Here is a 24,690-nt window from a genome sequence, read left to right as displayed (position 1 = left end):
CCGTTAACCTGAGGCGATAGCCTAGAGCCGTGTCTACCGCAGCGAACCCGTTCGGCCAGGTCCTGGTCGCCATGGTCACCCCGTTCACCGCCGAGGGCGAGGTCGACTGGCCCGCCGCCGAGAAGCTCATCGACGACCTCGTCTCCCACGGAGCCGACGGCATCGTCGTCACGGGCACGACGGGCGAGACCTCCACGCTCACCGACCCGGAGAAGATCCGGCTCGTCGAGGTCGGGAAGGACGTCGCGGCGGGTCGCGCGAAGATCATCACGGGCGGCGGATCGAACGAGACGGCCCACGCCATGCAGCTCGCCCGCCAGAGCGAGAAGGCGGGTGCCGACGGCAACCTCGTCGTCACGCCGTACTACAACAAGCCCACCCAGGCGGGCATCCTCACCCACTTCCGCATGATCGCCGACGCGACCGACCTGCCGGTGATCCTCTACGACATCCCCGGCCGCACGGGCGTGCCGATCAAGTACGAGACGCTGCTGCGCCTCGCGAAGCACCCCAACATCCTCGGTGTGAAAGACGCCAAGGGCGACTTCAGCGAGGTCAGCCGGGTGCTCAACCAGACCGACCTGCTCTACTTCTCGGGCGACGACGCGAACGTGCTGCCGCACCTCGCCATCGGCGCCGTGGGCCTCATCGGGGTCACTGCCAACATCGCGCCCGCGTCGTACCGCGTGATCGTCGACGCGGTCAACGCGGGCGACCTCGCCACCGCCACCGCAGCCCACCGGTCGCTCGAGCCGCTCGTCCGCGCCGTCATGACGCACGTGCCAGGCACGGTCGCGGCCAAGTACATCCTGCACGGCCTCGGCCGCATCGGCAGCCCGCGCGTGCGGCTGCCCCTCGTGGGCCCCGAGGAGTGGGAGGCCGCCCAGATCGAGACCGAGATCGACCTCGTCAAGGACATCCCGGGTCTCGACTTCAAGAACTTCCGCCCCGACCGCAACGCGGCCGCCGGCGGTGCACTGCCGAAAGTAGCGGGTACGACCCGCTGAGTGAAAGAAGCGGGCAACCCCCGCTGAGAGGAGGGCCCATGCAGAGCCCCATTTCCGATCCGCCGCCGCTTCAGCCCGGCACTCTCCGAGTCGTCCCCGTGGGCGGACTCGGCGAGATCGGCCGCAACATGACCGTGTTCGAGTACGCCGGCAAGCTCCTCGTCGTCGACTGCGGGGTGCTGTTCCCCGAGGAGCACCAGCCCGGTGTCGACCTGATCCTGCCCGACTTCAGCATCGTGCGTGACCGCCTGCAGGACATCGTGGGGATCGTGCTCACGCACGGCCACGAAGACCACATCGGCGCTGTCCCGTATCTCCTGAAACTGCGCGAGGACATCCCGCTGATCGGTTCGGCGCTCACGCTCGCACTCGTCGAGGCGAAGCTCAAGGAGCACCGCATCAAGCCCTACACGCTCGACGTGACCGAGGGTGACATCGAGGATCTCGGTCCGTTCGAGTGCGAGTTCGTGGCCGTCAACCACTCCATCCCGGATGCGCTCGCGGTGGCCATCACGACGCCCGCGGGCACCGTGCTGCACACCGGCGACTTCAAGATGGACCAGCTGCCGCTCGACAACCGCCTCACCGACCTCCGTGCCTTCGCGCGGCTCGGCGAGGAGGGCGTCGACCTGTTCCTCGTCGACTCCACCAACGCCGACGTGCCCGGCTTCACCACGCCCGAGCGCGACATCGGACCGGTGCTCGAGGCCGTCATCGCCCGGGCTCCCCGGCGCGTGGTCGTGGCGAGCTTCTCGAGCCACGTGCACCGTGTGCAGCAGGTGCTCGACGCCGCTCACGCCAACGGTCGCCGCGTGGCGCTCCTCGGCCGCTCGATGGTGCGCAACATGACCATCGCCGAGGACCTCGGCTACCTGAAGGTCCCCGCGGGCGTGCTCGTCGACTTCAAGAAGGCCGGCGACATCCCGGACGACAAGATCGTCTACATGTCCACCGGATCGCAGGGCGAGCCGATGGCGGTGCTCTCGCGTATGGTCAACCTCGAGCACCAGATCGAGGTGGGGGAGGGCGACACCGTCATCCTCGCCTCGAGCCTGATCCCGGGCAACGAGAACGCGGTCTACCGCATCATCAACGGGCTCACGAAGCTCGGCGCGAACGTCGTGCACAAGGGCAACGCCAAGGTGCACGTCTCCGGCCACGCCGCCGCGGGCGAGCTGCTCTACTGCTACAACATCCTGAAGCCCAAGAACGTGCTGCCCGTGCACGGCGAGTACCGCCACCTCGTGGCCAACCAGAAGCTCGCCATCGAGACCGGCGTGCCCGAGGAGAACACGATCATCGCGGAGGACGGCACGGTCATCGACCTCCGCGACGGCGTCGCGAAGGTGGTCGGCCAGTACGACCTCGGCTTCGTCTACGTCGACGGCTCGAGCGTGGGCGAGATCACGGATGCCGACCTCAAGGACCGCCGCATCCTCGGCGAGGAGGGCTTCATCTCGATCATCGTCGTGGTGGAGGCCCAGACCGGCCGCATCGTCGTCGGCCCCGAGATCCACGCCAAGGGCTTCGCGGAGGACGACCGGGTCTTCGACGCGGTCAAGCCGAAGATCAGTGCCGCCCTCGCCGAGGCGGCCGAGAACGGCGTGCGCGACTCCCACGCCCTGCAGCAGGTCGTGCGCCGCACGGTCGGCCGCTGGGTCAACTCGAGCCTGCGCCGCCGTCCCATGATCGTCCCCCTGGTCATCGAGGCCTGACCCCTCACCATCCCCTCTGCCGAGACGTCACTTTCCACACCTAGATCTCGATCTTCGTGTGGAAAGTGACGTCTCGGTCGTGGTTTTGGAGACACCCGAGCTCGTGACACGGAGAAGCGCGACCGCGCGGGTAGCGTGAAAGCATGGCCACGAGTAGCAAGTCGACGCCCCGCGCGCGGGCGTCATCGGCGCGCGGGACGGCCGCCACCAGCACCCGCAAGACCCCCGCCCGCACCACCGCTCAGAAGACGGTCAAGTACCCCGTGGTGAGCGAGGAGCAGGGTCCCGGCGTCATCACGCGGGCCTGGCTCGGGCTCGCCCACGTCGTGGGCGGTGCCGCCCGGGCGTTCGGTCCCGAGAAGCTGGCCAAGGAGGAGCGGCGCGACGGGCTCCCGTTCCTGTTCTTCCTGCTCGCGGTCTCCGGTGCGCTCGTGGAGTGGTTCTTCGCCTCGAGCGCCGTCGCCAACTCCATCAGCGCCTGGACCTTCGGCGGCCTCTTCGGCCGCGTCTCCTACGCGCTCCCGGTCATCATGCTGCTGCTCGCGCTGTGGCTGTTCCGGCATCCGAGCTCGGTGCACGACAACGGCCGGATCGGCATCGGCCTCTCGATCTTCCTCGTCACGGTCTCCGGGCTCTGCCACATCTTCGGCGGCGCCCCCGAGCCCGCCGCGGGCATCGAGCAGCTCGCGGTCGCCGGTGGCGTGGTCGGCTGGCTCGTAGCCGCCCCGCTGATCCTCCTCATCACACCCATCGGCGCCACGGCCGTGATGGTGGTCTTCGGCGTGCTGTCGCTGTTCATCATCACGAAGACCCCGCCGAACCGGATCGGCCGCCGCCTCCGTGAGCTCTACGCCTACCTCTTCGGCGCCCCGGCCCCCGAGGCCGAGGAGGCCAAGCCGGAGAAGCCCGCCAGGGGTTCGAAGGCCAAGGGCGCGGGCGACGCGGATGCGACGGGCTCGATCGACGACATGCTCGACTTCGACGCCGACCGCGCGGGCGACGACGCCCTCCCGTGGTGGCGCCGCAACAAGAGCCAGCGCGAGGAGGACCCCGAGTTCGACACCCCCTCGCTCGCCCCGCGCGTCGAGGACCGCACCCCGCCTGCGGAGGAGGGCGCCTTCGCGAGTGCCGCCGAGGTCGTCGACCCGGCTGCCGCAGCCCCGCTCGACCCCGACAGCACCGAAGCCTTCGGCAACGGCCTCCTGCACGACATGGAGGCCGCCGAGCTCGCGATCAAGCGCATCACGGGCGAGGTGCTCCCCGGTCGCCGCCAGACCACGGGCCTGCTCGACGACGAGGGCACCGAGGCGCTCCCCGCCTTCGCGACCCCCCTCCCCGACACCCCGCTCGACCTGACCATGACGGGTGAGGTGTCCGGAATGCCGGCCCCTGCCCCCGCCTCCGACTCGGCGAACTACCGCCTCCCCTCGGTCTCGCACCTCTCCACCGGAGAGCCCTCGAAGGCGCGCTCGGCGGCGAACGACGACATCGTGGCGGCCATCACCGACGTCCTCAAGCAGTTCTCGGTCGACGCCTCGGTCACGGGCTTCTCCCGTGGCCCGACCGTCACCCGCTACGAGATCGAGCTCGGCCCCGGCGTCAAGGTCGAGCGCGTCACCGCGCTGTCGAAGAACCTCGCCTACGCGGTCGCGTCGAACGAGGTGCGCATCCTCTCGCCCATCCCGGGCCGGAGCGCGATCGGCATCGAGATCCCGAACACCGACCGCGAGACGGTCTCGCTCGGCGACGTGCTCCGCTCGCAGAAGGCGATGAACGACCCGCACCCGATGACCATCGGTGTCGGCAAGGACGTCGAGGGCAAGTTCGTGCTCGCGAACCTCGCCAAGATGCCCCACCTCCTGGTCGCCGGCTCCACGGGATCCGGAAAATCGAGCTTCATCAACTCGATGGTCACGAGCGTTCTGATGCGCGCGAAGCCCAGCGAGGTGCGCATGGTGCTGATCGACCCCAAGCGGGTCGAGCTGACCGCCTACCAGGGCGTGCCGCACCTGATCACCCCCATCATCACCAACCCCAAGAAGGCGGCCGAGGCGCTGTCGTGGGTGGTGAAGGAGATGGACATGAGGTATGACGACCTCGAGAGCTTCGGTTTCCGTCACATCGACGACTTCAACCGCGCCGTCATCAACGACGAGATCGTGCTCCCGCCGGCCTCGCAGCGCCAGCTCAAGCCGTACCCCTACCTCCTCGTGGTGGTCGACGAGCTCGCCGACCTCATGATGGTCGCCCCGCGCGACGTCGAGGACTCGATCGTGCGCATCACCCAGCTCGCCCGCGCCTCCGGCATCCACCTCGTGCTCGCCACCCAGCGGCCCTCGGTCGATGTCGTGACGGGATTGATCAAGGCCAACGTGCCGTCCCGGCTCGCCTTCGCCGTCACGAGCGTCACCGACTCCCGCGTCATCCTCGACCAGCCGGGTGCCGACAAGCTGATCGGCCAGGGCGACGCGCTCTTCCTGCCGATGGGCTCGTCGAAGTCCATCCGCGTGCAGGGCGCCTGGGTGCCCGAGAGCGAGATCGCCAAGGTCGTCGAGCACGTCACCCGCCAGGCCCGCCCCGAGTACCGCGACGACGTGGCCGTCACCGCCGAGAAGAAGAACATCGACTCCGACATCGGAGACGACCTCGAGGTGCTGCTGCAGGCGGCCGAGCTCGTGGTGAACACGCAGTTCGGCTCCACCTCGATGCTCCAGCGCAAGCTCAAGGTCGGCTTCGCGAAGGCAGGGCGTCTCATGGACCTGCTCGAGTCGCGCGAGATCGTCGGCCCGTCGGAGGGCTCGAAGGCGCGCGACGTGCTCGTGACCGCCGAGCAGCTGCCGGAGGTGCTGGCGATGCTCCGCGGGGGAGGAGCGAGCTCTGCTGCTGCGCCCGCCGGTGCGGCGCCCGCTGCGGCCATGGCGGCAGCGGCTCCGGCTCCGGCTCCGGCTTCGGCCGAGGCCAACCCGTTCCCGACCGAGTCGCTCGACCAGTACCCTGAGGTGGACGGCGACTCGGATGAGGACGCCTGGGGCCTGACCGGCAGGGAGTAGCACGTGACGAGCACCGAGCACGGCGGCGCGGTGCCGAAGCCGAGCAACTGGAACCTGCCGAACGCCATCACGGTGATCCGGATCCTGCTGGCCCCGGTCTTCTTCGCGATGCTGCTCATCGACGGCGGCACCGACAGCTGGCTCCGCTGGGCCGCGGCCGTGCTCTTCATCCTCGCCATCGCCACCGACGGCATCGACGGCCACATCGCCCGCAGCCGCAACCTCGTCACCGACCTCGGCAAGCTGCTCGACCCCATCGCCGACAAGGTGCTCACGGGAGCCGCGCTCGTCGGTCTGTCGATCCTCGCGGAACTGCCCTGGTGGGTCACGATCATCATCCTCGTGCGGGAGATCGGCATCACCGTCTGGCGCTTCGTGCAGCTCTCGGATCGCGTCATCCCGGCATCGCGCGGCGGCAAGCTCAAGACGCTGGCCCAGTCGATCGCGATCTCGCTCGCGCTGCTGCCGTTCCCGAGCCTCCTCGGCGACTGGATGAACTGGGTCAACGGCGTGACCATGACCATCGCGGTGCTGCTCACGGTGCTCACCGGCATCGACTACCTCGTGCAGGCCTGGCGACTGAACCGCAGGCCGGCGGCCGCAGCGTGAGCGAGGTCGCGTCCCGGATCGTCGCCTCCCTCACCGCGAGCCACCGCACGATCGCCATCGCGGAGTCGCTGACCGGCGGCCTCCTCACCTCCGCCCTCGTCGACGTGCCGGGCGCCTCGGCCGTGCTGCACGGGGGAGTGGTGGCCTACGACACCGCGCTCAAGCACAGCGTGCTGGGCGTCGATGCCGAGGTCCTGGCGGCCCACGGGGCCGTGCATCCGGATGTCGCCGTGCAGATGGCGGTCGGCGTGCGCACGGCCCTCGCGGTGCGTGGCGAGCCGGCGGCGATCGGGCTGTCCACGACCGGTGTCGCCGGTCCCGATCCGCAGGACGGGCAGGAGGCGGGAGTGGTCTTCATCGGCCTGGCGATCGGCCACGACGTGCGGAGCTTCCCGCTCCGGCTCGAGGGCGATCGGCGCGCCATCCGCGAGCAGACGGTCGAGCGTGCTCTGGAGATTCTCGAGGAGTTCCTGTGAACCGGGATCCGGGGAATGCCCGGGGTTTCGATCACGTTACATCTGACGTCATTCACAAGAATTGTCCAGTCCCAGTCGTTTAGAGTTTCTGCTACGAACCAAAGGGTGAAACCGCGGTTCGAGTGCCACTCGAAAGATCGTGACCGGAACGCAAGGAGGGTCCAGTGATTCTAGTTCGTCAGGAAATCGGCGACGTGCTTCGGGACTTCCGCCTGCAGAAGGGCCGCACCCTTCGTCAAGTGGCAAGCAAGGCGAGCGTCGCACTCGGCTACCTCAGCGAGGTGGAGCGAGGCCAGAAAGAGGCCTCGAGCGAGATCCTCGCCTCCGTGGCCGAGGCTCTCGACACGCCCATCTCGGTGATCATGCGCGAGGTCGGAGACCGGCTCGCCGTGGTCGAGGGCATCGATCCCATCCCCGACACCATTCCGGACGAGTTCGTCGCCGACTTCGACGCCGACCTCGTCGCACGCTGAGCGCGGCAGCCCCTCGGTGAGGCTGAGCGAGTTCAGGACAGCGATCGCCGAGGAGTTCGGCGACGCGTACGGCCAGGTCGTCACGCGCGATCTCGTGCTCGTCGATCTCGGTGACCAGACCGCGGAGCACGCGCTCCGCTCCGGCATCCCCCCGCGAGAGGTGTGGCTCGCGGTGTGCCGGGCGGCAGATGTGCCACCGCAGAGACGACACGGCGCCGGGCTCCCCGCCCAGCCCCGCAGCTGACACGAAGGCCCCCGGATGCGTCCGGGGGCCTTTTCGCATGCCTCGAAGATCGGATGCGACACGCCGTGTTTGTCTCGAACATATCTTCGGACAGGCGTAGGCTCCTGCACAGCGGAAGCATCTCTGACGCTTCTCCACAGATGGGCACTCGGCCGACCCGGTGTCGGTGGTCGTCCCTAACGTGGGGTTCGTTCGATCACTCCCGTGACGCCTTGTCGTTGCCGCCCGGAAAGCTCGGACGCACACGACAGCCTGTGGGCACACCATCGCCGCCGAGAGGCCGCACACACCAGAAGGAGACCGAGATGCCGTCAGAAGCAAATCGTGAGAAAGCACTCGAGACCGCGCTCGCCCAGATCGACCGCCAGTTCGGCAAAGGGTCGGTCATGCGTCTCGGCAGCGACGACCGCGCCCCCGTCGAGGTCATCGCGACCGGTTCGATCGCCCTGGATGTCGCGCTCGGCATCGGAGGACTGCCGCGCGGGCGCATCGTCGAGATCTACGGTCCGGAATCCTCGGGTAAGACCACGCTGACCCTGCACGCCATCGCCAACGCCCAGCGTGCCGGCGGCATCGCGGCCTTCATCGACGCCGAGCACGCGCTCGACCCGGAGTACGCCAAGAAGCTCGGCGTCGACATCGACTCCCTGCTGGTCTCCCAGCCCGACACGGGTGAGCAGGCGCTCGAGATCGCCGACATGCTGGTGCGCTCCGGCTCGATCGACCTGATCGTCATCGACTCCGTGGCGGCCCTCGTGCCGCGCGCCGAGATCGAGGGCGAGATGGGTGACTCGCACGTGGGTCTGCAGGCGCGCCTCATGTCGCAGGCGCTCCGCAAGCTCACCGGTGGCCTCAGCCAGACCAACACCACGATGATCTTCATCAACCAGCTGCGCGAGAAGATCGGCGTGTTCTTCGGCAGCCCCGAGACCACCGCGGGCGGCAAGGCGCTGAAGTTCTACGCCTCCGTGCGGCTCGACATCCGCCGCATCGAGACCCTCAAGGAGGGCACTGACGCGGTGGGAAACCGCACCCGGGTGAAGGTCGTGAAGAACAAGATGGCTCCGCCCTTCAAGCAGGCCGAGTTCGACATCCTCTACGGCATCGGCATCTCCCGCGAGGGCAGCCTGATCGACTTCGGGGTGGAGCACGAGATCGTGCGCAAGTCGGGTGCCTGGTACACCTACGACGGCGACCAGCTCGGGCAGGGCAAGGAGAACTCGCGTCGGTTCCTCACCGAGAACCCCGACATCGCGCTCGAGATCGAGAACAAGATCCTCGCCAAGCTCGGTGTGGGAGAAGTCGGTGCCGCGGCTCTCGCCGCTGCCGATGCGGCGGCCGCCTCGGGCAAGGTCGAGTCCATCCAGCCCAAGATCGCCTCGCGGAAGGGCGCCTAGCGCGTGAACGACATCGTCAGCCTCGACTCGGTCCGCCGCGGGCGGCAGCGCTCCGCGGCGGCCGGGTCGGCTGCCGAGGTCTCCCATCCCGTCTTCGGGCGACGCTCGTCGTCATCAGAGACAGCCGAGACCACCACACCTCCGGGTCCCGTGGTGTCGTTCCCGGTCACGCCGACCAGCTGGGACTCGGATTCCGATCCCGACGAGGTCGACGACGAGCCCGAGCTGAGCGATGAGGAGCGTCTCGCCCGGGTGAGCGACACCGTCGTGCGGGCTCTCGGTCGTCGTCAGCTCTCCGCGGGCGAGACGCACGATCTCCTCGTGGCTCAGGGGGCGTCGTCCGACGAGGCCGACGTGCTCGTCGCCCGCTACGCCGAGTTCGGCTACCTCGACGACTTCGCGCTGGCGGAGTCGCTCGTCGAGCGCCTGAGCGAGCGCAACCACAAGAGCCGAGCGGTCATCTCGCGCGAGCTCGCGGCGCGCAAGATCCCGTCCGAGCTCGTCACCGAGGCGCTCTCCCGTCTCGACGACGACCACGAGTTCGATCTCGCCCGCGATGCTGCCACCAAGCGCATCGGGCAGCTCTCCTCGTTCGACGACCAGACGGCCGAGCGCCGCCTCATGGCCTTCCTCACCCGTCGTGGTTTCGCCTCGGGAGTCGTCCGCGAGGTCACCCGCCAGGCCATGTCCACCCGCAAGTCCTCCGGCGGCCCCCGCTTCCGCTGAGCGATTCTCCACCGCTTCGCCCCCGAGCATCCGATTCTCTCGCCGTCGCTGATCGGCGGCGGCGGAGCCACGGGGCGGGCGCCGGCAGTTCGTAGAATGGACGGACTATGAGCAGCGTGAGTGAAGCACCGACCGTGATCGCGCCGTTGAGTGCGGTTCGGGAGGCGAGCGGCCGCGTACGCACCTACGAGGTGCGCACCTACGGCTGCCAGATGAACGTGCATGACTCCGAGCGGCTGAGCGGATCGCTCGAGGCCGCCGGCTACGTTCCGGCGGACGGGGTCGAGGCCGACGTCGTCGTCATCAACACCTGCGCCGTGCGCGAGAACGCCGACAACAAGCTCTACGGCAACCTGGGCCACCTGGCGTCGGTGAAGCGCCGCCACGAGGGCATGCAGATCGCCGTGGGGGGCTGCCTGGCCCAGAAGGACAAGAACGTCATCCTCGACAAGGCGCCCTGGGTCGATGTCGTGTTCGGCACCCACAACATGGGCTCGCTGCCGAGCCTGCTCGAGCGGGCCCGCCACAACGACGAGGCGCAGATCGAGATCCTCGAGTCGCTCGAGACGTTCCCGTCGACCCTCCCCACCAAGCGCGACTCCACCTACAGCGGCTGGGTCTCCATCTCCGTCGGCTGCAACAACACCTGCACGTTCTGCATCGTGCCCGCTCTCCGCGGCAAGGAGAAGGACCGTCGACCGGGCGAGATCCTCGCCGAGATCCAGTCGCTCGTCGACGACGGCGCCCTCGAGGTCACGCTGCTCGGTCAGAACGTCAACTCCTACGGCGTCGAGTTCGGCGACCGCCTCGCCTTCGGCAAGCTGCTGCGAGCAGCCGGCCAGATCGAGGGGCTGGAGCGCATCCGCTTCACGAGCCCCCATCCGGCCGCGTTCACCGACGACGTGATCGACGCCATGGCCGAGACGCCGGCGGTGATGCCGCAGCTGCACATGCCGCTGCAGTCCGGTTCCGACCGCATCCTGCGTGCCATGCGCCGGTCGTACCGCTCCGCGAAGTTCCTCGGCATCCTCGACCGGGTGCGCGAGAAGATCCCGAACGCCGCGATCTCGACCGACATCATCGTGGGCTTCCCCGGCGAGACCGAGGAGGACTTCCAGGAGACCCTCCGCGTGGTCGAGCAGGCGCGATTCGCCTCGGCCTTCACCTTCCAGTACTCCATCCGTCCCGGCACTCCCGCGGCCACGCTGCCCGATCAGGTGCCGCACGCTGTGGTGCAGGAGCGCTACGAGCGTCTCGTCGCCCTGCAGGAGCGCATCTCGCTCGAGGAGAACCAGAAGATCATCGGCCGCCGGGTCGAGCTCGTGGTCGCCAACGGCGAGGGCCGGAAGGACACCGCCACGCACCGTCTGAGCGGCCGCGCCGAAGACAGCAGGCTCGTGCACTTCGAGCTGCCCGCGGGGTCGGCTCGCCCTCGTCCGGGAGATGTGGTCTCTGTCGTCATCACCCAGGCCGCGCCCTTCCACCTCCTCGCCGACAGCGACGGGTCCCCGCTCGCCGTGCGCGCCACCCGCGCGGGTGACGCGTGGGACAGGGCGGAGGCCGAGTCCTGCGGTGTCCCCACCCCGGCCGGGGGTGCAACCGCCTCCACGAAGGTGGGCCCCGTGTCGCTCGGGCTCCCCACTCTCCGCGTCGGCCCCGCGGGCGCTGCCCCTGCCCCGGCCGCAGGAGTCCGCCACCACGGGCCGGGTGTCAGCACGGTCCCGATCTACAGCCCCACCGACGACCTCCGCGGCTAGCTGCGGCATGGCCACCCACCCACCAGCACCGATCCCACCCTCGGCCGGCCCCGCGACCCTCGTCGCCGTGGTCGGAGCCACCGGCACGGGCAAGTCCGACCTCTCGCTCGACATCGCCGAGCGCCTGGTCGCGGCAGGCCGCCCCGCCGAGGTCGTGAACGCCGACGCCATGCAGCTCTACCGCGGCATGGACATCGGCACCGCGAAGCTCCCGCCGGCGGAGCGCCGAGGCATCCCGCACCATCAGCTCGACGTGCTCGAGGTCACCGACGACGCCTCGGTGGCGGCCTACCAGCGGGCGGCCCGAGCCGACATCGACGCCATCCTCGAGCGCGGAGGCACGGCCGTGCTCGTCGGCGGATCGGGCCTCTACGTGTCCTCCGTGCTCTTCGACTTCAGCTTCCCGGCGCGCGACGACGCGGTGCGCGCCCGGCTGGAGGCCGAGCTCGAGGCGTCGAGCCCGCGCGCCCTCTACGACCGCCTCAAGGAGGTCGACCCGGCGGCGGCGGCGGCGATCGGGCAGCACAACGGCCGTCGCATCGTGCGCGCGCTCGAGGTGGTCGAGCTCACGGGGGCTCCGCTGTCCGGCACGCTCCCGGATGCGCCCGTGCCGTGGCGGCCGGCCACCGTGCTGCGACTCGGCATCCCGCGCCCCGACCTCGTCGAGCGGCTCGACGCCCGGGTCGAACGGATGTGGGCAGCGGGCCTCCTGGACGAGGTCGGGGCGCTCGCGGAGAACGGCCTCCGCGAGGGCACGACGGCCGCCCGCGCGATCGGCTACGCGCAGGCCCTCGCCGAGCTCGACGGGCATTCCACGCGCGAGGAGGCGATCGCCGAGGCGCAGTCCCTGACCCGCCGGTACGCCCGCCGCCAGGTGAGCTGGTTCAAGCGCTACGCCGACGCGATCGACGTCGATCCGCTGAACGCGGACAGCGTGCAGGCGGCTCTCCACGCCGTCCTAGACTGAATCCATGCCAGCCGATCTGCACTTCACCAAGGGCCAGGGCGCGGGGAACGACTTCGTGCTCTTCGCCGACCCCGAGGGTGAGGTCGACCTCGATCCGAGCCAGGTCGCGGCGGTCTGCGACCGTCACTTCGGCGTCGGTGCCGACGGTCTCCTCCGCGCCGTGCGCTCGGCGCACATCGACGCGGGCGCCGCGTCGCTCGCCGAGGATCCCGCGGCCGAGTGGTTCATGGACTACCGCAACGCCGACGGCTCGATCGCCGAGATGTGCGGCAACGGCATCCGGGTCTTCACCCGCTACCTGCTCGACAACGGGCTCGCCACCCTCGAGCCCGGCGAGACCCTCGCCATCGGCACGCGCAGCGGTGTGCGCGACGTGCAGCGCAACACCCTCGGATTCCAGGCCGACCTCGGCCGCTGGCGGCTCGAGGGCGGCGAGCCGCTCGTGCGCGCCAAGAACCTCCAGGTGGCCCGCCCAGGCCTCGGCATCAACCTCGGCAACCCCCACGTGGTGGTGGCCCTCGCCGACGACGACGAGCTCGACGAGGCCGACCTCTCCTACATCCCGCACCTCGAGCCCTCGCCGGTCGACGGCGCGAACGTCGAGTTCGTGGTGCCGAGCGATCCTCTGGTGCGTGACGGCGTCGGCCACATCCGCATGCGCGTGCACGAGCGGGGGAGCGGCGAGACCCTCTCCTGCGGCACCGGAGCGGCGGCGGCGGCCCTCGCCACCCGGCACTGGGCGGGCGCGGGTGCTCCGAACCAGTGGCGCGTCACGGTCCCGGGCGGCGTCGTGGGCGTGCGGATGTTCCCCACCGAGGACGGCGAGCACGTCGCCCTCTCGGGCCCTGCCGAGCTCGTCTACGAGGGTGACCTCTCGCTCGCCTGACGTCTCAGCGCGCGTCGACGCTAGTCGTCGTGTGGCGTCGTGCGGGCGCGCAGCACCCGGAACCCCTTGGCCGTGGTGGTGCGAGACACCTCGAGGGTCGGGAACTCCCCGTCCAGCCAGCGCTGCAGGGAGTCCGAACCCAGGTTCTTCTGCACCACGAGCCACGCCTCCGCCTCGGTCCTGAGCCGCGGCAGCCAGTGCTGCAGCATCGAGTGCAGCACCTCCTTGCCCACCCGGATCGGCGGATTCGACCAGATTGTGGCGAATCGCACGTGATCGGGAACATCCTCGGGCCGGCAGGCGTTGATGTTGTCGAGACCCATCATGTGACTATTCCGCCGCACCAGATCCAGAGCACGTTCGTTGACGTCCACCGCCCACACCGTGGCGCGCGGTGACTCCAGCGCGAGCGTCAGTGCGATCGGTCCCCACCCGCAGCCGAGATCGAGCAGATCGCCGTCGGGCGGTGGGGTCGGGACATTCGCCAGCAAGACCTGGGTGCCGGTGTCGACATGGTCGGGACTGAAGATCTTCGACGAGGTGACGACCCGGTAGGGAGAACCCGCGAGGGTGACGTCGATCTCACGGAGCGCCAGCTCTCCGGCGGGTTGCGCCGAGAAGTAGTGCTCGCCCTCCATACAAGGAATCTAGCAAACAAGGAGACTAGTCTTGACCGCAATGTCAGACCACAAGACTCACGACGAGAGCACGACCGCAGAGGGCGACGACGCCGTCAGCCGGGTGCTGGCGAGCGCCGAGAAGCGCTCGTCCGGCTACTCGCTGTTCGAGCAGGGCGCGGCCCAGGCGCTGCAGCGGCCCGAGACCACGGGCCACGGTGCTCCGGGTTCCGATTCGGGCTACGACGGTGACCAGTTCGACCGGGAGGATCGCCAGTCGCTCCGCCGCGTCGCCGGGCTCTCGACCGAGCTCGAAGACGTCACCGAGGTCGAGTACCGGCAGCTCCGGCTCGAGAACGTCGTCATCATCGGCGTCTACTCCCAGGGCACCCTCGGCGACGCCGAGAACTCCCTGCGCGAACTCGCGGCCCTCGCCGAGACCGCGGGAGCCGTCGTGCTCGACGGCCTCCTGCAGCGCCGTCCGTATCCCGACCCCAGCACCTACTTCGGCAAGGGCAAGGCCGAGGAGCTGCGCGCCCTGGTGGCCTCCCTCGGAGCCGACACGGTGATCGCCGACACCGAGCTGGCCCCGAGCCAGCGGCGTGCCCTCGAAGACGTGGTGAAGGTGAAGGTGATCGACCGCACGGCCGTCATCCTCGACATCTTCAGCCAGCACGCCAAGAGCCGCGAGGGCAAGGCCCAGGTCGAGCTCGCGCAGCTCCAGTACCTCCTGCCGCGACTGCGCGGCTGGGGTGACTCGATGTCCCGCCAGGCCGGTGGCCAGGTGGGTGGCGTGGGCGCCGGAATGGGCTCGCGCGGGCCCGGTGAGACGAAGATCGAGCTCGATCGCCGCCGCATTCACACCCGCATGGCGAAGCTCCGCAAGCAGATCAAGGAGATGAAGCCGGCGCGCGACGCGAAGCGGGCCAGCCGCAAGCGCAACGCCGTGCCGAGCGTCGCGATCGCGGGCTACACCAACGCGGGCAAGTCGTCGCTGCTCAACCGCATCACGAGCGCCGGCGTGCTGGTCGAGAACTCCCTGTTCGCGACCCTCGACGCCACCGTGCGCAAGAACATCACGGCCGACGGCCGCCCGTACACGATCGCCGACACCGTCGGATTCGTGCGCGCTCTGCCGCACCAGCTCGTGGAGGCGTTCCGGTCGACCCTCGAAGAGGTGTCCGACTCGGATGTCGTGGTGCATGTGGTCGACGGATCCCACCCGGATCCGGCGAGCCAGATCACGACCGTCCGCGACGTGATGGGTGAGGCGGGTGCCCGTGGCATCCCGGAGATCGTGGTGTTCAACAAGAGCGACCTCGTGCCGGAGGACGACCGGCTGGTGCTGCGTGGCCTCGAGCCGAACGCGATCTTCGTGTCGGCGCGCACGGGCGAGGGCATCGCCGAGCTGCTGGCGGCGGTCGACGAGATCCTGCCGCGCCCGAGCGTGGAGGTCGACCTGCTCGTCCCGTACGAGCGCGGCGACCTGGTGACGCTCCTGCACGAGAAGAACACGGTGCTCAGCACCGAGTACGAGGAGTCGGGCACCCACGTGCGCGCCCTCGTGAACCCCGAGTTCGAGGAGCGCCTCACGGAGTTCGCCGTCTCCCGCTGACACCTACCGGTTCAGAAACGCCGACGTCGCGACATCCTCGCCCCTCAGGGCGTCGGATGCCGCGACGTCTGCGTTTCTGAACCGTGCCGCAGCTAGACAGCCCTCAATACGGCGACGACCTTGCCGAGCACCGTTGCGAAGTCGCCCAGGATCGGCTCGAAATTGGAGTTGCGGGGGAGCAGCCACGTGTGGCCGTCGCGCTGGCGGAACACCTTCACGGTGGCCTCCTCGTCGAGCATGGCGGCCACGATGTCGCCGTTCTCGGCGGTGCTCTGCTGGCGGATGACGACCCAGTCGCCGTCGCAGATGGCCGCGTCGATCATCGACTCGCCCACCACCTTGAGCATGAAGAGGTCGCCGTTGCCGACGAGCTGCCGGGGGAGGGGGAACACCTCGTCGACCTGCTGCTCGGCGGTGATCGGGATGCCGGCGGCGATACGGCCGACGAGCGGCACGAGCGTGGCGTCGCCGACCGGCGGCGCGGAGTCGGCGTCCGGCGACGGCGCATCGTCGAGGCTCGGCACGTCGATCAGCACCTCCATGGCGCGAGGACGGTTCGGGTCGCGGCGGAGGTAGCCCGAGAGCTCGAGCTGGTTGAGCTGGTGCGTGACGCTCGAGAGCGAGGCCAGCCCGACGGCGTCGCCGATCTCGCGCATGCTCGGCGGATAGCCGCGTGACAGCACGGAGCGCTGGATCACGTCGAGGATCGCGAGCTGCTTGTCGCTGAGGCTCTTGCGTCGCCTGGTGCGCCCGATGTCGTTCGCCACGTCTCCTGCTTTCTGCGCTCCGTCTTGCTGCGCTCCATCGCCTCGTCCTCGGCCCTCGCGGACCCAGTGTCGGTGGCTGCTGGTTGAGTTCACCTGTCGATCGAAACTGTATCCGAGAAGTGCTCGAAAACACACATATGTTCGAGTGTGTCGCCGAATCTTCGAGGTGGGATCGCTTGACGAACCGCAAATTCGAATATACATTCGGAACAAGACTTCGTATCGGCGCTCCCGGCCGAGCGCCGGTACGAACCCTTCAGGAGGAATCATGAGCTACGCAGCACCTCTCCGCACCACCCGCACCGCATCCGTCGCCGCGCCTGTCTCCGGGCTCGCCGCCGCCCCCGCACCCACGGTCCGCTTGCGCATCACCGCTCGTGGCCGTGCCGTGCTCGCCGCCGTGGTGGCGCTGCCGATCATCCTCGTGCTCGGGTTCTTCGCGATGTTCAGCGGAGGCTCGGCCGTCGCGACCGGGAGCACCGCGGGTGCCGAGTTCGACTACCTGACGGTGAAGGCCGGCCAGAGCCTGTGGGTCATCGCCGAGACGCTCGCTCCCGAGGCCGATCCGCGCGATGTGATCGCCGAGATCATGAGCCTCAATCAGCTGAGCGAGTCGGCTGTCCAGCCCGGCCAGCGCATCGCCGTCCCGGCCGACCTCGCGGAGTAGCGCGTCGTGCGTGCTCACACCGCGCATCCGGTCGACCTCGTAGAATTCTTCGGGTGACCTCCCTCTCCGACCTCCCCATCCGCGACGACCTCCGGGGCCTCGAGCCCTACGGCGCTCCGCACCTGCACCTGCCGGTCGAGCTGAACGTCAACGAGAACACCCACCCCATCCCGGAGGACGTGGCGCGCGACATCATCGAGTCGGTCGCTCGGGAGCTGCTCACCGTCAACCGCTACCCGGATCGCGAGTTCACGGCTCTCCGCGAATCGCTGGCCCGCTACCTCGTGAGCACCGAGCCCGGCCTCGAGCTGGGCGCCGAGGGCATCTGGGCGGCGAACGGGTCGAACGAGATCCTGCAGCAGATCCTCATGGCCTTCGGCGGTCCGGGCCGCTCCGTGCTCGGCTTCCCGCCCACCTACTCGATGCACTCGATCATCGCGCACGCCACGGGCACGCGCTGGATCGCGGCAGAGCGCGACGCCGACTACCTCATCTCGCCCGAAACCGCCGTCGACTGGGTGCGCCGCACCGAGCCCGACATCGTCTTCCTTTGCTCTCCCAACAACCCGACCGGCACGGCACTCGGCCTCGACACCGTCAGCGGGGTCTACGACGCGTTCGACGGGATCGTCGTGGTCGACGAGGCCTACGCCGAGTTCACGGCCGAGGGCGAGCCCACGGCACTGAGCCTGCTCGAGGGCCGTCCGCGCCTGATCGTCTCCCGCACGATGAGCAAGGCGTTCGCCTTCGCGGGCGCGCGCCTCGGCTACCTCGCCGCCGACCCCGCGGTCACCGACGCACTGAGGCTCGTGCGCCTGCCGTACCACCTCTCTGCGCTCACCCAGGCGGCGGCCGTCGCAGCTCTCGCCCACGCACCCGAGATGCTCGCCATGGTCGACGACATCAAGCTCCAGCGCGACCGCATCGAGCAGGGGCTCGCCGAGCTCGGCTACCACCCGTGGCCGAGTGCGGCGAACTTCGTGCTCTTCGGCGGGGTCGCCGATCCCGAGGGCCTCTGGCAGCAGCTGCTTGAGCGCGGCATCATCATCCGCAACCTCAGCATCCCCGGCCACCTGCGGGTGAGCGCGGGCACGGCCGCCGAGACCACCGCCTTCCTCGACGCCATGCGCGAGTTGACCCCTCGGTAGGATTGTCACCATGACCGCACCCCGCACCGCCCGCCTGCAGCGCGAGACCAGCGAGTCGTCGATCGAGCTCTCGCTCGACCTCGACGGCACGGGCGTCTCCGACATCCAGACCTCGGTGCCGTTCTACGACCACCTGCTGACCGCGTTCGCGAAGCACTCGCTCACCGACCTCACCGTGCGCGCGAAGGGCGACATCGAGATCGACGTGCACCACACGGTGGAGGACACGGGGATCCTGCTCGGTCAGGCCATCCGGCAGGCCCTCGGCGACAAGTCGGGCATCTCGCGCTTCGGCGACGCGCTCGTGCCGCTCGACGAGGCGCTCGTGCAGGCCGTCGTCGACATCTCGGGCCGCCCCTACCTCGTGCACACGGGCGAGCCTGCGGGCTTCGAGTTCCACCTCATCGGCGGTCACTTCACCGGTTCGATGGTGCGCCACGTCTTCGAGGCCATCACCTTCAACGCCGGTCTCACCGTGCACGTCACGGTGCTGAACGGCCGCGACCCGCACCACATCGCCGAGGCGGAGTTCAAGGCCTTCGCGCGCGCCTTCCGCCAGGCCAAGGCGCTCGACCCGCTCGTGTCCGGCATCCCCTCCACCAAGGGCGCCCTGTGACCGCGCGCCCGAACGTCGTGCTGCTCGACTACGGCAGCGGCAACATCCACTCCGCGGCCAAAGCCCTCGAGCGCGCGGGTGCCGACGTGACCGTCACGGGCGACCGCGCTGCCGCGCTCGAAGCCGACGGTCTCGTGGTGCCCGGCGTCGGCGCCTTCAGCGCGGTCATGGAGCAGCTCGCTGCCGTGCGCGGCGGCGAGGTCATCGACCGGCGGCTCGCGGGCGGCCGGCCGGTGCTCGGGATCTGCGTGGGCATGCAGGTCATGTTCGCCGACGGCATCGAGCGCGGCGTCGACACCGAGGGCCTCGGCGAGTGGCCTGGCACCGTGCGTCCGCTCGAGGCCGACGTGGTGCCGCACATGGGGTGGAACACCGTCGATGCACCCTCGGACTCTGTCCTCTTCGATGGCATCCGCGACGAGCGCTTCTACTTCGTGCACTCCTACGCCGCGCAGGACTGGCACCTGACTCCGGACGTCACGCACCGGCCGCCGCTGGTCACCTGGTCCGAGCACGGCTCCCGTTTCGTCGCGGCCGTGGAGAACGGGCCTCTCTCGGCCACGCAGTTCCACCCAGAGAAGTCCGGCGAGGCCGGCATCCGCCTGCTCGCGAACTGGATCGGCACCCTGCGCTGACATCCGACGCTCCGCTGACATCCGTTTCGACGTGGCCACCGCGAGTCGCTACTATCGCGGGGGGCAGTCGCACGCAGCCAGCCGAGTCGTGCGGGGCCGGAACGAGAGAAGAGTCATGAGCGAGTTCAACAAGGCGCCGAAGCTGGTGCTCCTGCCCGCGGTCGATGTCGCCTCCGGCAAGGCCGTGCGCCTGACCCAGGGCAAGGCCGGCACCGAGACGCATCACGGCGACCCGGTCGACGCGGCGGCGGACTGGATCTCGCAGGGTGCCGAGTGGATCCACCTCGTCGACCTCGACGCCGCCTTCGGCCGTGGCAGCAACCTCGGCGTGATCAAGAAGGTCATCCGCCAGGCCAAGGGCGTCAACGTCGAGGTCTCCGGCGGCATCCGCGACGACGAGAGCCTCGAGACGGCTCTCGAGTCCGGTGCGAAGCGCATCAACCTCGGCACCGCGGCGCTCGAGAACCCCGAGTGGGCCGCCAACGTCATTGCGCAGTACGGCGAGGCCGTGGCCGTGGGGCTCGACGTGCGCGGCACCACCCTCGCCGCCCGGGGCTGGACGCAGGACGCCGGCGACCTCTGGGCCGTCATGGACCGCCTCGAGGAGGCCGGCTGCGCCCGCTACGTCGTGACCGACGTCACGAAGGACGGCACGCTCAAGGGCCCGAACGTCGACCTGCTCCGCCAGGTCATGGAGCGCACCTCGCGCCCCGTCATCGCCTCCGGCGGCATCTCGAGCCTCGACGACCTCGCCGAGCTCCGTGAGCTCGTGCCGCTCGGCCTCGAGGGTGCGATCGTGGGCCGCGCGCTCTACTCGGGCGCGTTCACCCTCGCCGAGGCGCTGGACGTGGCATCTGACTGACGACGCCAGCACCCACGGCAGCACCCACGGAGCCGCCGACGGAGGGACGGACGGCCACGCCCACACCGGCACAGACTCCGCCGGCCAGCCCTGGAAGGGCCGCCACTTCGAGCCCCACGGCCACGAGGCCGACGACGGCAGCGCACCTCAGGTGGTCGTCGACGCCCTGACCTCCTTCCGGGACGGCCGGTCCGGTCCGGAGGCCGTCGTCGACGCCCTCCGCGGCGCCCGTCTGCTCGTGCCCCTCGTCGCCCACGCCGGAGACGAAGGCGTAACGGATGCGGGCCTCCGGGTCGACAAGACCCAGGAGCTCTCCCTCGTCACGGTCAGCGGCCCGGGCGGTCGCACGGTGCTCCCCGCCTTCACCTCGGTCACCGCGCTCTCGGCCTGGAACCCGAAGGCCCGCCCGATCCCCGTCGACGCACGCCGGGCAGCCCTCGCAGCCGCGGCAGAGGGCACGGAGCTCATCGTGCTCGACCCCGGATCGCCCACCGAGTTCGTCCTCCGCCGTCCCGCCGTCTGGGCTCTCGCCCAGGGGGAGTCCTGGGTGCCGGCGCCCCGGGATCCGGATGTCGTCGACGCCTTCGAGCTCGCCACCGGTGACGAGCCGGCCGTCGCCGGCATCCGCGTGGTCGGGGGAGACCCGGAGGCCAGGCTCCGTGGCCCCGAGGTCGTCGCGGTGCTCGCCCTCGTGCCCGGGCTCGATCAGCCCGCTCTCGACGCCCTGATCGCCCGCCTGCAGCAGCGCTGGGCGGAGAGCGGGATCATCGCCGAGCGGGTCGACTCGCTCGGCGTGCGGATCACCGCCGTCAGCTGACGGGGCCGGTGTACTTCTCGCCGGGGCCCTCGCCCACCGGGTCCTGGATGGCCGACGCCTCGCGGAACGCGAGCTGGAGCGAGCGCAGTCCGTCGCGGAGGCTCCTGGCGTGCTGGTCGCCGAGGAACGGCGCCGACGCCGTCACGAGCCCGGCCAGCGCGGTGATGAGCTTCCGCGCCTCGTCGAGGTCCGTCTCGACGTCGGGGTCGTCCGAGAGCCCGCACTTCACGGCCGCCGCGCTCATGAGGTGCACGGCGGCGGTGGTCACGATCTCGATCGCGGGCACCTCCGCGATGTCGCGGATGGCGGACGACGAGTCGTCGGGCAGACTGGTTTCACTCATCGAGAGAAGTCCTTCGCTATAAGGGCCGAGTCTCTGATAGACTCTCTGCGGCTCTGAGGCCATTGGTCTCAGTACGAAAGTGGAGAATCTCCCACCCGCGCATAACCGCCTCAACAGGTTACCGGGTCATTGCACTCCCTGCGTTGCTGCCGGTGCCTACGGGTCACGGGATCAGCGCAGAGACAGGGTGTGGTGTGAAGCACGTCAGCGTGCTCACATCGAGGGATGTCCTTTGCTTTCGTGAACACACACGAAACTAAGGAGCAACGCATCAGCGATCCCCGTACCAACGACCGTATTCGAGTCCCCGAGGTCCGCCTCGTGGGCCCCGGCGGCGAGCAGGTCGGCGTCGTCAGCATCGACGTCGCCCTTCGGCTTGCCCAGGAGGCTGACCTCGACCTCGTCGAGGTCGCACCCAACTCCAAGCCCCCGGTCGCGAAGATCATGGACTACGGAAAGTTCAAGTACGAAGCCGCGCAGAAGGCCAAGGAGGCCCGCCGCAACCAGGCCAACACGATCCTCAAAGAGGTCCGTTTCCGCCTGAAGATCGACGTGCACGACTACGAGACCAAGCGCAAGCGCGCCGAGGGCTTCCTGAAGGCCGGCGACAAGGTCAAGGCGATGATCCTCTTCCGCGGCCGTGAGCAGTCCCGCCCCGACCAGGGCGTGCGTCTGCTCCAGCGCTTCGCGGAGGACGTGGCCGAGTTCGGCACCGTCGAGTCCAGCCCCACCATCGACGGCCGCAACATGGTCATGGTCATCGGCCCGCTGAAGAACAAGTCCGAGGCCAAGGCCGAGCAGAACGCCAAGCGCGACGCGTCGAAGGCGCATGCCCGCGAAGGCGACGCACCCGTCGCCGAGGCGCCCGCCGCCGAAGCCCCCCAGAACTCCGACCCGGCACCGGCTTCACCGGCTGCCGCGGCCGAGTAGCACCCCCACCGGCCGTCCCGGCCGCGACAAGCCCGAACAACACGAGGAGAACCCCATGCCCAAGATGAAGACGCACTCCGGTGCCAAGAAGCGATTCAAGGTCACCGGTACCGGCAAGCTGATGAAGCAGCAGGCCGGCATGCGCCACAACCTGGAGGTCAAGGCCCCGGGGCGCAAGGCTCGCCTGAACAAGGACCAGACGCTGTCCAAGGCCGACACCAAGGTCGCCAAGAAGCTTCTCGGCCTGTAGTCCACCGACTGCTGCCGACCAGAGACACGAAGGAAAAGAACAATGGCAAGAGTGAAGAGGGCCGTCAACGCCCACAAGAAGCGTCGGGTCATCCTCGAGCGCGCCGCGGGCTACCGCGGTCAGCGGTCGCGCCTCTACCGCAAGGCGAAGGAGCAGGTCACCCACTCGTTCGTCTACTCCTACCGTGACCGCCGTGCGCGCAAGGGCGACTTCCGCCGTCTGTGGATCCAGCGCATCAACGCCGCGTCGCGTGCGAACGGCCTGACCTACAACCGCTTCATCCAGGGTCTCGCCCTGGCCGGCATCCAGGTCGACCGCCGCATGCTCGCGGAGCTGGCCGTCAACGAGCCCGCCACCTTCGCGGCGATCGTCGCGAGCGCCAAGGCCGCTCTTCCCGCCGACACCTCGGCACCGAAGACCGCCGCGTAGCGAGTCTCCGCAGCCGACAACAGAACACAGAGAGCGCCACATGCTGGACAATCCGAGATCACCTCGTGTCAGGGCCGTGGCGAAACTCGCCAAGAGGGGAGCCCGGTCCGAGACCGGGCTCTTCCTCTTGGAGGGCCCCCAGGCGGTCAGTGAAGCGCTGGCCTACGGGTCCGAGCTCCTCGTCGAGCTCTACGCCACCCCCACCGCCCTCGAGCGGTACGGCGACATCGCGCGCGGCGCGGCTGACGCCGGGCTCGAGGTGGAGTTCGTGACCGAGCAGGTGCTCGACACGATGGCCGACACGGTCACCCCGCAGGGCTTCGTGGCGGTCTGCCGCCAGTTCCCCACCGCGGTCAAGGACATCTTCGCCGCCTCCCCGCGACTCATCGCGGTGCTCGAGGAGGTGCGCGACCCCAGCAACGCCGGCACCATCATCCGGGCGGCGGATGCGGCGGGCGCCGATGCGGTCATCCTGACCGGCCGCTCGGTCGACCTCTACAACCCCAAGGTGGTCCGCTCCACCACGGGTTCGCTCTTCCACCTCCCGGTGGCCCGTGAGGCGACTCTCGGCGACATCGTCGATCGTGCCCGCGAGGCCGGCCTGCAGGTTCTCGCCGCCGACATCAAGGGCGACGACCTGCTCGACGTGCGCACCGCCGGGGTCCTCGCCGCACCCACCGCCTGGGTCTTCGGCAACGAGGCGCGGGGCCTCGAAGACGAGCACCTCGCGCTCGTCGACCGCGCCGTCTCGCTGCCGATCTACGGCCAGGCCGAGTCGCTCAACCTCGCCACCGCGGCATCCGTCTGCCTCTACGAGAGCGCGTTCGCCCACCGCTCCTGAGTGTTTCGCGTGCATTTCGGTTCAGTCACGGAATCGTATGAGAGATTGCCGCCCCCCATTCGGGTGTGGTTGGGTGAATGCCATGAACGCATCCACCGCCCCCGTTCGAGGCACAGAGGGTGCGGGAGCGCCGCTCGTGGTGATCGACCATGTCGACAAGCACTTCGGCGAGCTCCACGTGCTCCGGGACATCACGACCACCGTCGCCCGCGGCGAGGTCGTCGTGGTGATCGGCCCCAGCGGATCGGGCAAGTCGACGCTCTGCCGCGCCATCAACCGGCTCGAGACCATCGACTCCGGCACCATCTCGATCGACGGCCACGTGCTGCCGAGCGAGGGCCGTGAGCTCGCGAAGCTGCGGTCCGATGTCGGGATGGTGTTCCAGTCGTTCAACCTCTTCGCGCACAAGACCGTGCTGGAGAACGTGACGCTCGCTCCCATCAAGGTGCGCGGCCTCAGCCGGAAAGACGCCGAGAAGCGCGCCATGGAGCTGCTGGAGCGCGTGGGGGTCGCGAACCAGGCGAAGAAGATGCCCGCGCAGCTCTCGGGCGGCCAGCAGCAGCGCGTGGCCATCGCCCGCTCGCTCGCCATGGAGCCCAAGCTCATCCTGCTCGACGAGCCCACGAGCGCGCTCGACCCCGAGATGATCAACGAGGTGCTCGACGTCATGGTCGGTTTCGCCAAGGACGGCATGACCATGATCGTCGTCACGTACGAGATGGGCTTCGCCAGGAAGGCCGCCGATCGCGTGATCTTCATGGCCGACGGCCGCATCGAGGAGGAGGCGGCGCCCGAGGCCTTCTTCAGCAATCCCCAGTCACCGAGAGCGAAGGACTTCCTCTCCAA

Annotated in this window: 27 protein-coding genes; 24 read left to right on the top strand and 3 right to left on the bottom strand. The window is 69.3% G+C overall.

Annotated elements, in window-relative coordinates:
- The first annotated feature begins 29 nt into the window (after positions 1-29).
- From dapA to dapF, 12 genes are all read left to right on the top strand, one after another.
- The gene (dapA, locus tag Q0D57_RS06720; protein WP_291040160.1) at positions 30-1,007 is read left to right on the top strand and encodes a 4-hydroxy-tetrahydrodipicolinate synthase; all 978 of its coding nucleotides are present in this window, start codon (positions 30-32) and stop codon (positions 1,005-1,007) included.
- 38 nt (positions 1,008-1,045) lie between these two features.
- Positions 1,046-2,722, top strand: a complete 1,677-nt coding sequence (locus Q0D57_RS06715; protein WP_291040157.1) for a ribonuclease J — start codon at positions 1,046-1,048, stop codon at positions 2,720-2,722.
- A gap of 143 nt (positions 2,723-2,865) precedes the next feature.
- Positions 2,866-5,772, top strand: coding sequence for a DNA translocase FtsK (locus Q0D57_RS06710; RefSeq protein WP_291040155.1), 2,907 nt, complete (start codon positions 2,866-2,868; stop codon positions 5,770-5,772).
- Between the two features lie 3 nt (positions 5,773-5,775).
- A complete protein-coding gene (pgsA, locus tag Q0D57_RS06705) occupies positions 5,776-6,381 on the top strand; it encodes a CDP-diacylglycerol--glycerol-3-phosphate 3-phosphatidyltransferase (RefSeq protein WP_291040153.1) in 606 nt (201 codons plus the stop codon).
- Complete coding sequence (locus Q0D57_RS06700; RefSeq protein WP_291040151.1) at positions 6,378-6,857, top strand: CinA family protein; 480 nt, start codon at positions 6,378-6,380, stop codon at positions 6,855-6,857. Before pgsA ends, Q0D57_RS06700 begins: the two co-directional genes overlap by 4 nt.
- Before the next feature lie 164 nt (positions 6,858-7,021).
- The gene (locus tag Q0D57_RS06695) at positions 7,022-7,330 is read left to right on the top strand and encodes a helix-turn-helix transcriptional regulator (RefSeq protein WP_022895995.1); all 309 of its coding nucleotides are present in this window, start codon (positions 7,022-7,024) and stop codon (positions 7,328-7,330) included.
- A gap of 16 nt (positions 7,331-7,346) precedes the next feature.
- The gene (locus Q0D57_RS06690) at positions 7,347-7,574 is read left to right on the top strand and encodes a DUF3046 domain-containing protein (RefSeq protein WP_291040148.1); all 228 of its coding nucleotides are present in this window, start codon (positions 7,347-7,349) and stop codon (positions 7,572-7,574) included.
- A gap of 305 nt (positions 7,575-7,879) precedes the next feature.
- On the top strand, positions 7,880-8,971 hold the full coding sequence (gene recA / locus Q0D57_RS06685) for a recombinase RecA (protein WP_291040144.1): 1,092 nt from the start codon (positions 7,880-7,882) through the stop codon (positions 8,969-8,971).
- Positions 8,972-8,974: 3 nt separating this feature from the next.
- Positions 8,975-9,697 (top strand): regulatory protein RecX, encoded by a 723-nt coding sequence (locus Q0D57_RS06680; protein WP_291040142.1) that lies wholly within the window; start codon positions 8,975-8,977, stop codon positions 9,695-9,697.
- A 107-nt stretch (positions 9,698-9,804) separates the two neighbouring features.
- Positions 9,805-11,454 (top strand): tRNA (N6-isopentenyl adenosine(37)-C2)-methylthiotransferase MiaB, encoded by a 1,650-nt coding sequence (gene miaB, locus Q0D57_RS06675; protein WP_291040140.1) that lies wholly within the window; start codon positions 9,805-9,807, stop codon positions 11,452-11,454.
- A 7-nt stretch (positions 11,455-11,461) separates the two neighbouring features.
- Positions 11,462-12,421: a tRNA (adenosine(37)-N6)-dimethylallyltransferase MiaA gene (miaA, locus tag Q0D57_RS06670; RefSeq protein WP_291040138.1), complete on the top strand. Its 960-nt coding sequence runs from the start codon at positions 11,462-11,464 to the stop codon at positions 12,419-12,421.
- A 4-nt stretch (positions 12,422-12,425) separates the two neighbouring features.
- Complete coding sequence (gene dapF / locus Q0D57_RS06665) at positions 12,426-13,307, top strand: diaminopimelate epimerase (RefSeq protein ID WP_291040135.1); 882 nt, start codon at positions 12,426-12,428, stop codon at positions 13,305-13,307.
- 20 nt (positions 13,308-13,327) lie between these two features.
- Here the strand turns inward: dapF and Q0D57_RS06660 are convergent, their stop codons facing one another.
- Positions 13,328-13,945, bottom strand: a complete 618-nt coding sequence (locus Q0D57_RS06660; protein ID WP_291040132.1) for a methyltransferase — start codon at positions 13,943-13,945, stop codon at positions 13,328-13,330.
- 40 nt (positions 13,946-13,985) lie between these two features.
- On the opposite strand from Q0D57_RS06660, the gene hflX reads away from it, so the two are divergent.
- Positions 13,986-15,539 carry a GTPase HflX gene (gene hflX, locus Q0D57_RS06655; RefSeq protein WP_291040226.1) on the top strand — a complete coding sequence of 518 codons (1,554 nt, stop codon included), beginning with the start codon at positions 13,986-13,988 and terminating at the stop codon, positions 15,537-15,539.
- Between the two features lie 92 nt (positions 15,540-15,631).
- Here hflX and lexA read toward each other — a convergent pair whose 3' ends face one another.
- A complete protein-coding gene (gene lexA / locus Q0D57_RS06650; RefSeq protein ID WP_291040128.1) occupies positions 15,632-16,306 on the bottom strand; it encodes a transcriptional repressor LexA in 675 nt (224 codons plus the stop codon).
- 268 nt (positions 16,307-16,574) lie between these two features.
- On the opposite strand from lexA, the gene Q0D57_RS06645 reads away from it, so the two are divergent.
- The 6 genes from Q0D57_RS06645 (at position 16,575) to Q0D57_RS06620 (ending at position 21,051) form a co-directional block, all read left to right on the top strand.
- Complete coding sequence (locus tag Q0D57_RS06645) at positions 16,575-16,973, top strand: LysM peptidoglycan-binding domain-containing protein (protein WP_291040126.1); 399 nt, start codon at positions 16,575-16,577, stop codon at positions 16,971-16,973.
- A gap of 53 nt (positions 16,974-17,026) precedes the next feature.
- Entirely contained in the window at positions 17,027-18,121 is a 1,095-nt protein-coding gene (locus Q0D57_RS06640; RefSeq protein WP_291040124.1) for a histidinol-phosphate transaminase, read from the top strand.
- Positions 18,122-18,131: 10 nt separating this feature from the next.
- The gene (gene hisB / locus Q0D57_RS06635; protein WP_291040122.1) at positions 18,132-18,737 is read left to right on the top strand and encodes an imidazoleglycerol-phosphate dehydratase HisB; all 606 of its coding nucleotides are present in this window, start codon (positions 18,132-18,134) and stop codon (positions 18,735-18,737) included.
- Positions 18,734-19,372 carry an imidazole glycerol phosphate synthase subunit HisH gene (gene hisH / locus Q0D57_RS06630; RefSeq protein ID WP_291040120.1) on the top strand — a complete coding sequence of 213 codons (639 nt, stop codon included), beginning with the start codon at positions 18,734-18,736 and terminating at the stop codon, positions 19,370-19,372. The genes hisB and hisH overlap by 4 nt, the downstream gene beginning before the upstream one ends.
- Before the next feature lie 115 nt (positions 19,373-19,487).
- Positions 19,488-20,234, top strand: a complete 747-nt coding sequence (gene priA, locus Q0D57_RS06625) for a bifunctional 1-(5-phosphoribosyl)-5-((5-phosphoribosylamino)methylideneamino)imidazole-4-carboxamide isomerase/phosphoribosylanthranilate isomerase PriA (protein ID WP_259524716.1) — start codon at positions 19,488-19,490, stop codon at positions 20,232-20,234.
- The gene (locus Q0D57_RS06620) at positions 20,161-21,051 is read left to right on the top strand and encodes an SseB family protein (protein WP_291040117.1); all 891 of its coding nucleotides are present in this window, start codon (positions 20,161-20,163) and stop codon (positions 21,049-21,051) included. The genes priA and Q0D57_RS06620 overlap by 74 nt, the downstream gene beginning before the upstream one ends.
- Here the strand turns inward: Q0D57_RS06620 and Q0D57_RS06615 are convergent.
- Positions 21,044-21,394, bottom strand: coding sequence for a DUF1844 domain-containing protein (locus tag Q0D57_RS06615; RefSeq protein ID WP_291040115.1), 351 nt, complete (start codon positions 21,392-21,394; stop codon positions 21,044-21,046). The two genes, Q0D57_RS06620 and Q0D57_RS06615, sit on opposite strands and share 8 nt — an antisense overlap.
- A 225-nt stretch (positions 21,395-21,619) precedes the next feature.
- Here Q0D57_RS06615 and infC point away from each other — a divergent pair, with 225 nt between their 5' ends.
- The 5 genes from infC to Q0D57_RS06590 form a co-directional block, all read left to right on the top strand.
- Positions 21,620-22,324, top strand: a complete 705-nt coding sequence (gene infC / locus Q0D57_RS06610; protein ID WP_291040113.1) for a translation initiation factor IF-3 — start codon at positions 21,620-21,622, stop codon at positions 22,322-22,324.
- Between the two features lie 55 nt (positions 22,325-22,379).
- Positions 22,380-22,574, top strand: a complete 195-nt coding sequence (gene rpmI / locus Q0D57_RS06605; RefSeq protein WP_259524713.1) for a 50S ribosomal protein L35 — start codon at positions 22,380-22,382, stop codon at positions 22,572-22,574.
- A 42-nt stretch (positions 22,575-22,616) separates the two neighbouring features.
- Positions 22,617-23,003, top strand: coding sequence for a 50S ribosomal protein L20 (rplT, locus tag Q0D57_RS06600; protein ID WP_259524712.1), 387 nt, complete (start codon positions 22,617-22,619; stop codon positions 23,001-23,003).
- A 40-nt stretch (positions 23,004-23,043) separates the two neighbouring features.
- Positions 23,044-23,844: an RNA methyltransferase gene (locus Q0D57_RS06595; RefSeq protein WP_291040110.1), complete on the top strand. Its 801-nt coding sequence runs from the start codon at positions 23,044-23,046 to the stop codon at positions 23,842-23,844.
- 82 nt (positions 23,845-23,926) lie between these two features.
- Positions 23,927-24,690 (top strand): amino acid ABC transporter ATP-binding protein (locus Q0D57_RS06590; RefSeq protein WP_291040107.1); only part of this gene is annotated, 764 nt, incomplete at its 3' end.

The sequence above is a fragment of the Herbiconiux sp. genome (assembly GCF_023264895.1).
Taxonomy (GTDB): Bacteria; Actinomycetota; Actinomycetes; order Actinomycetales; family Microbacteriaceae; genus Herbiconiux.
Note: the sequence above shows the minus strand (reverse complement) of the source record. Positions and strands in the feature narration are given on the sequence as shown.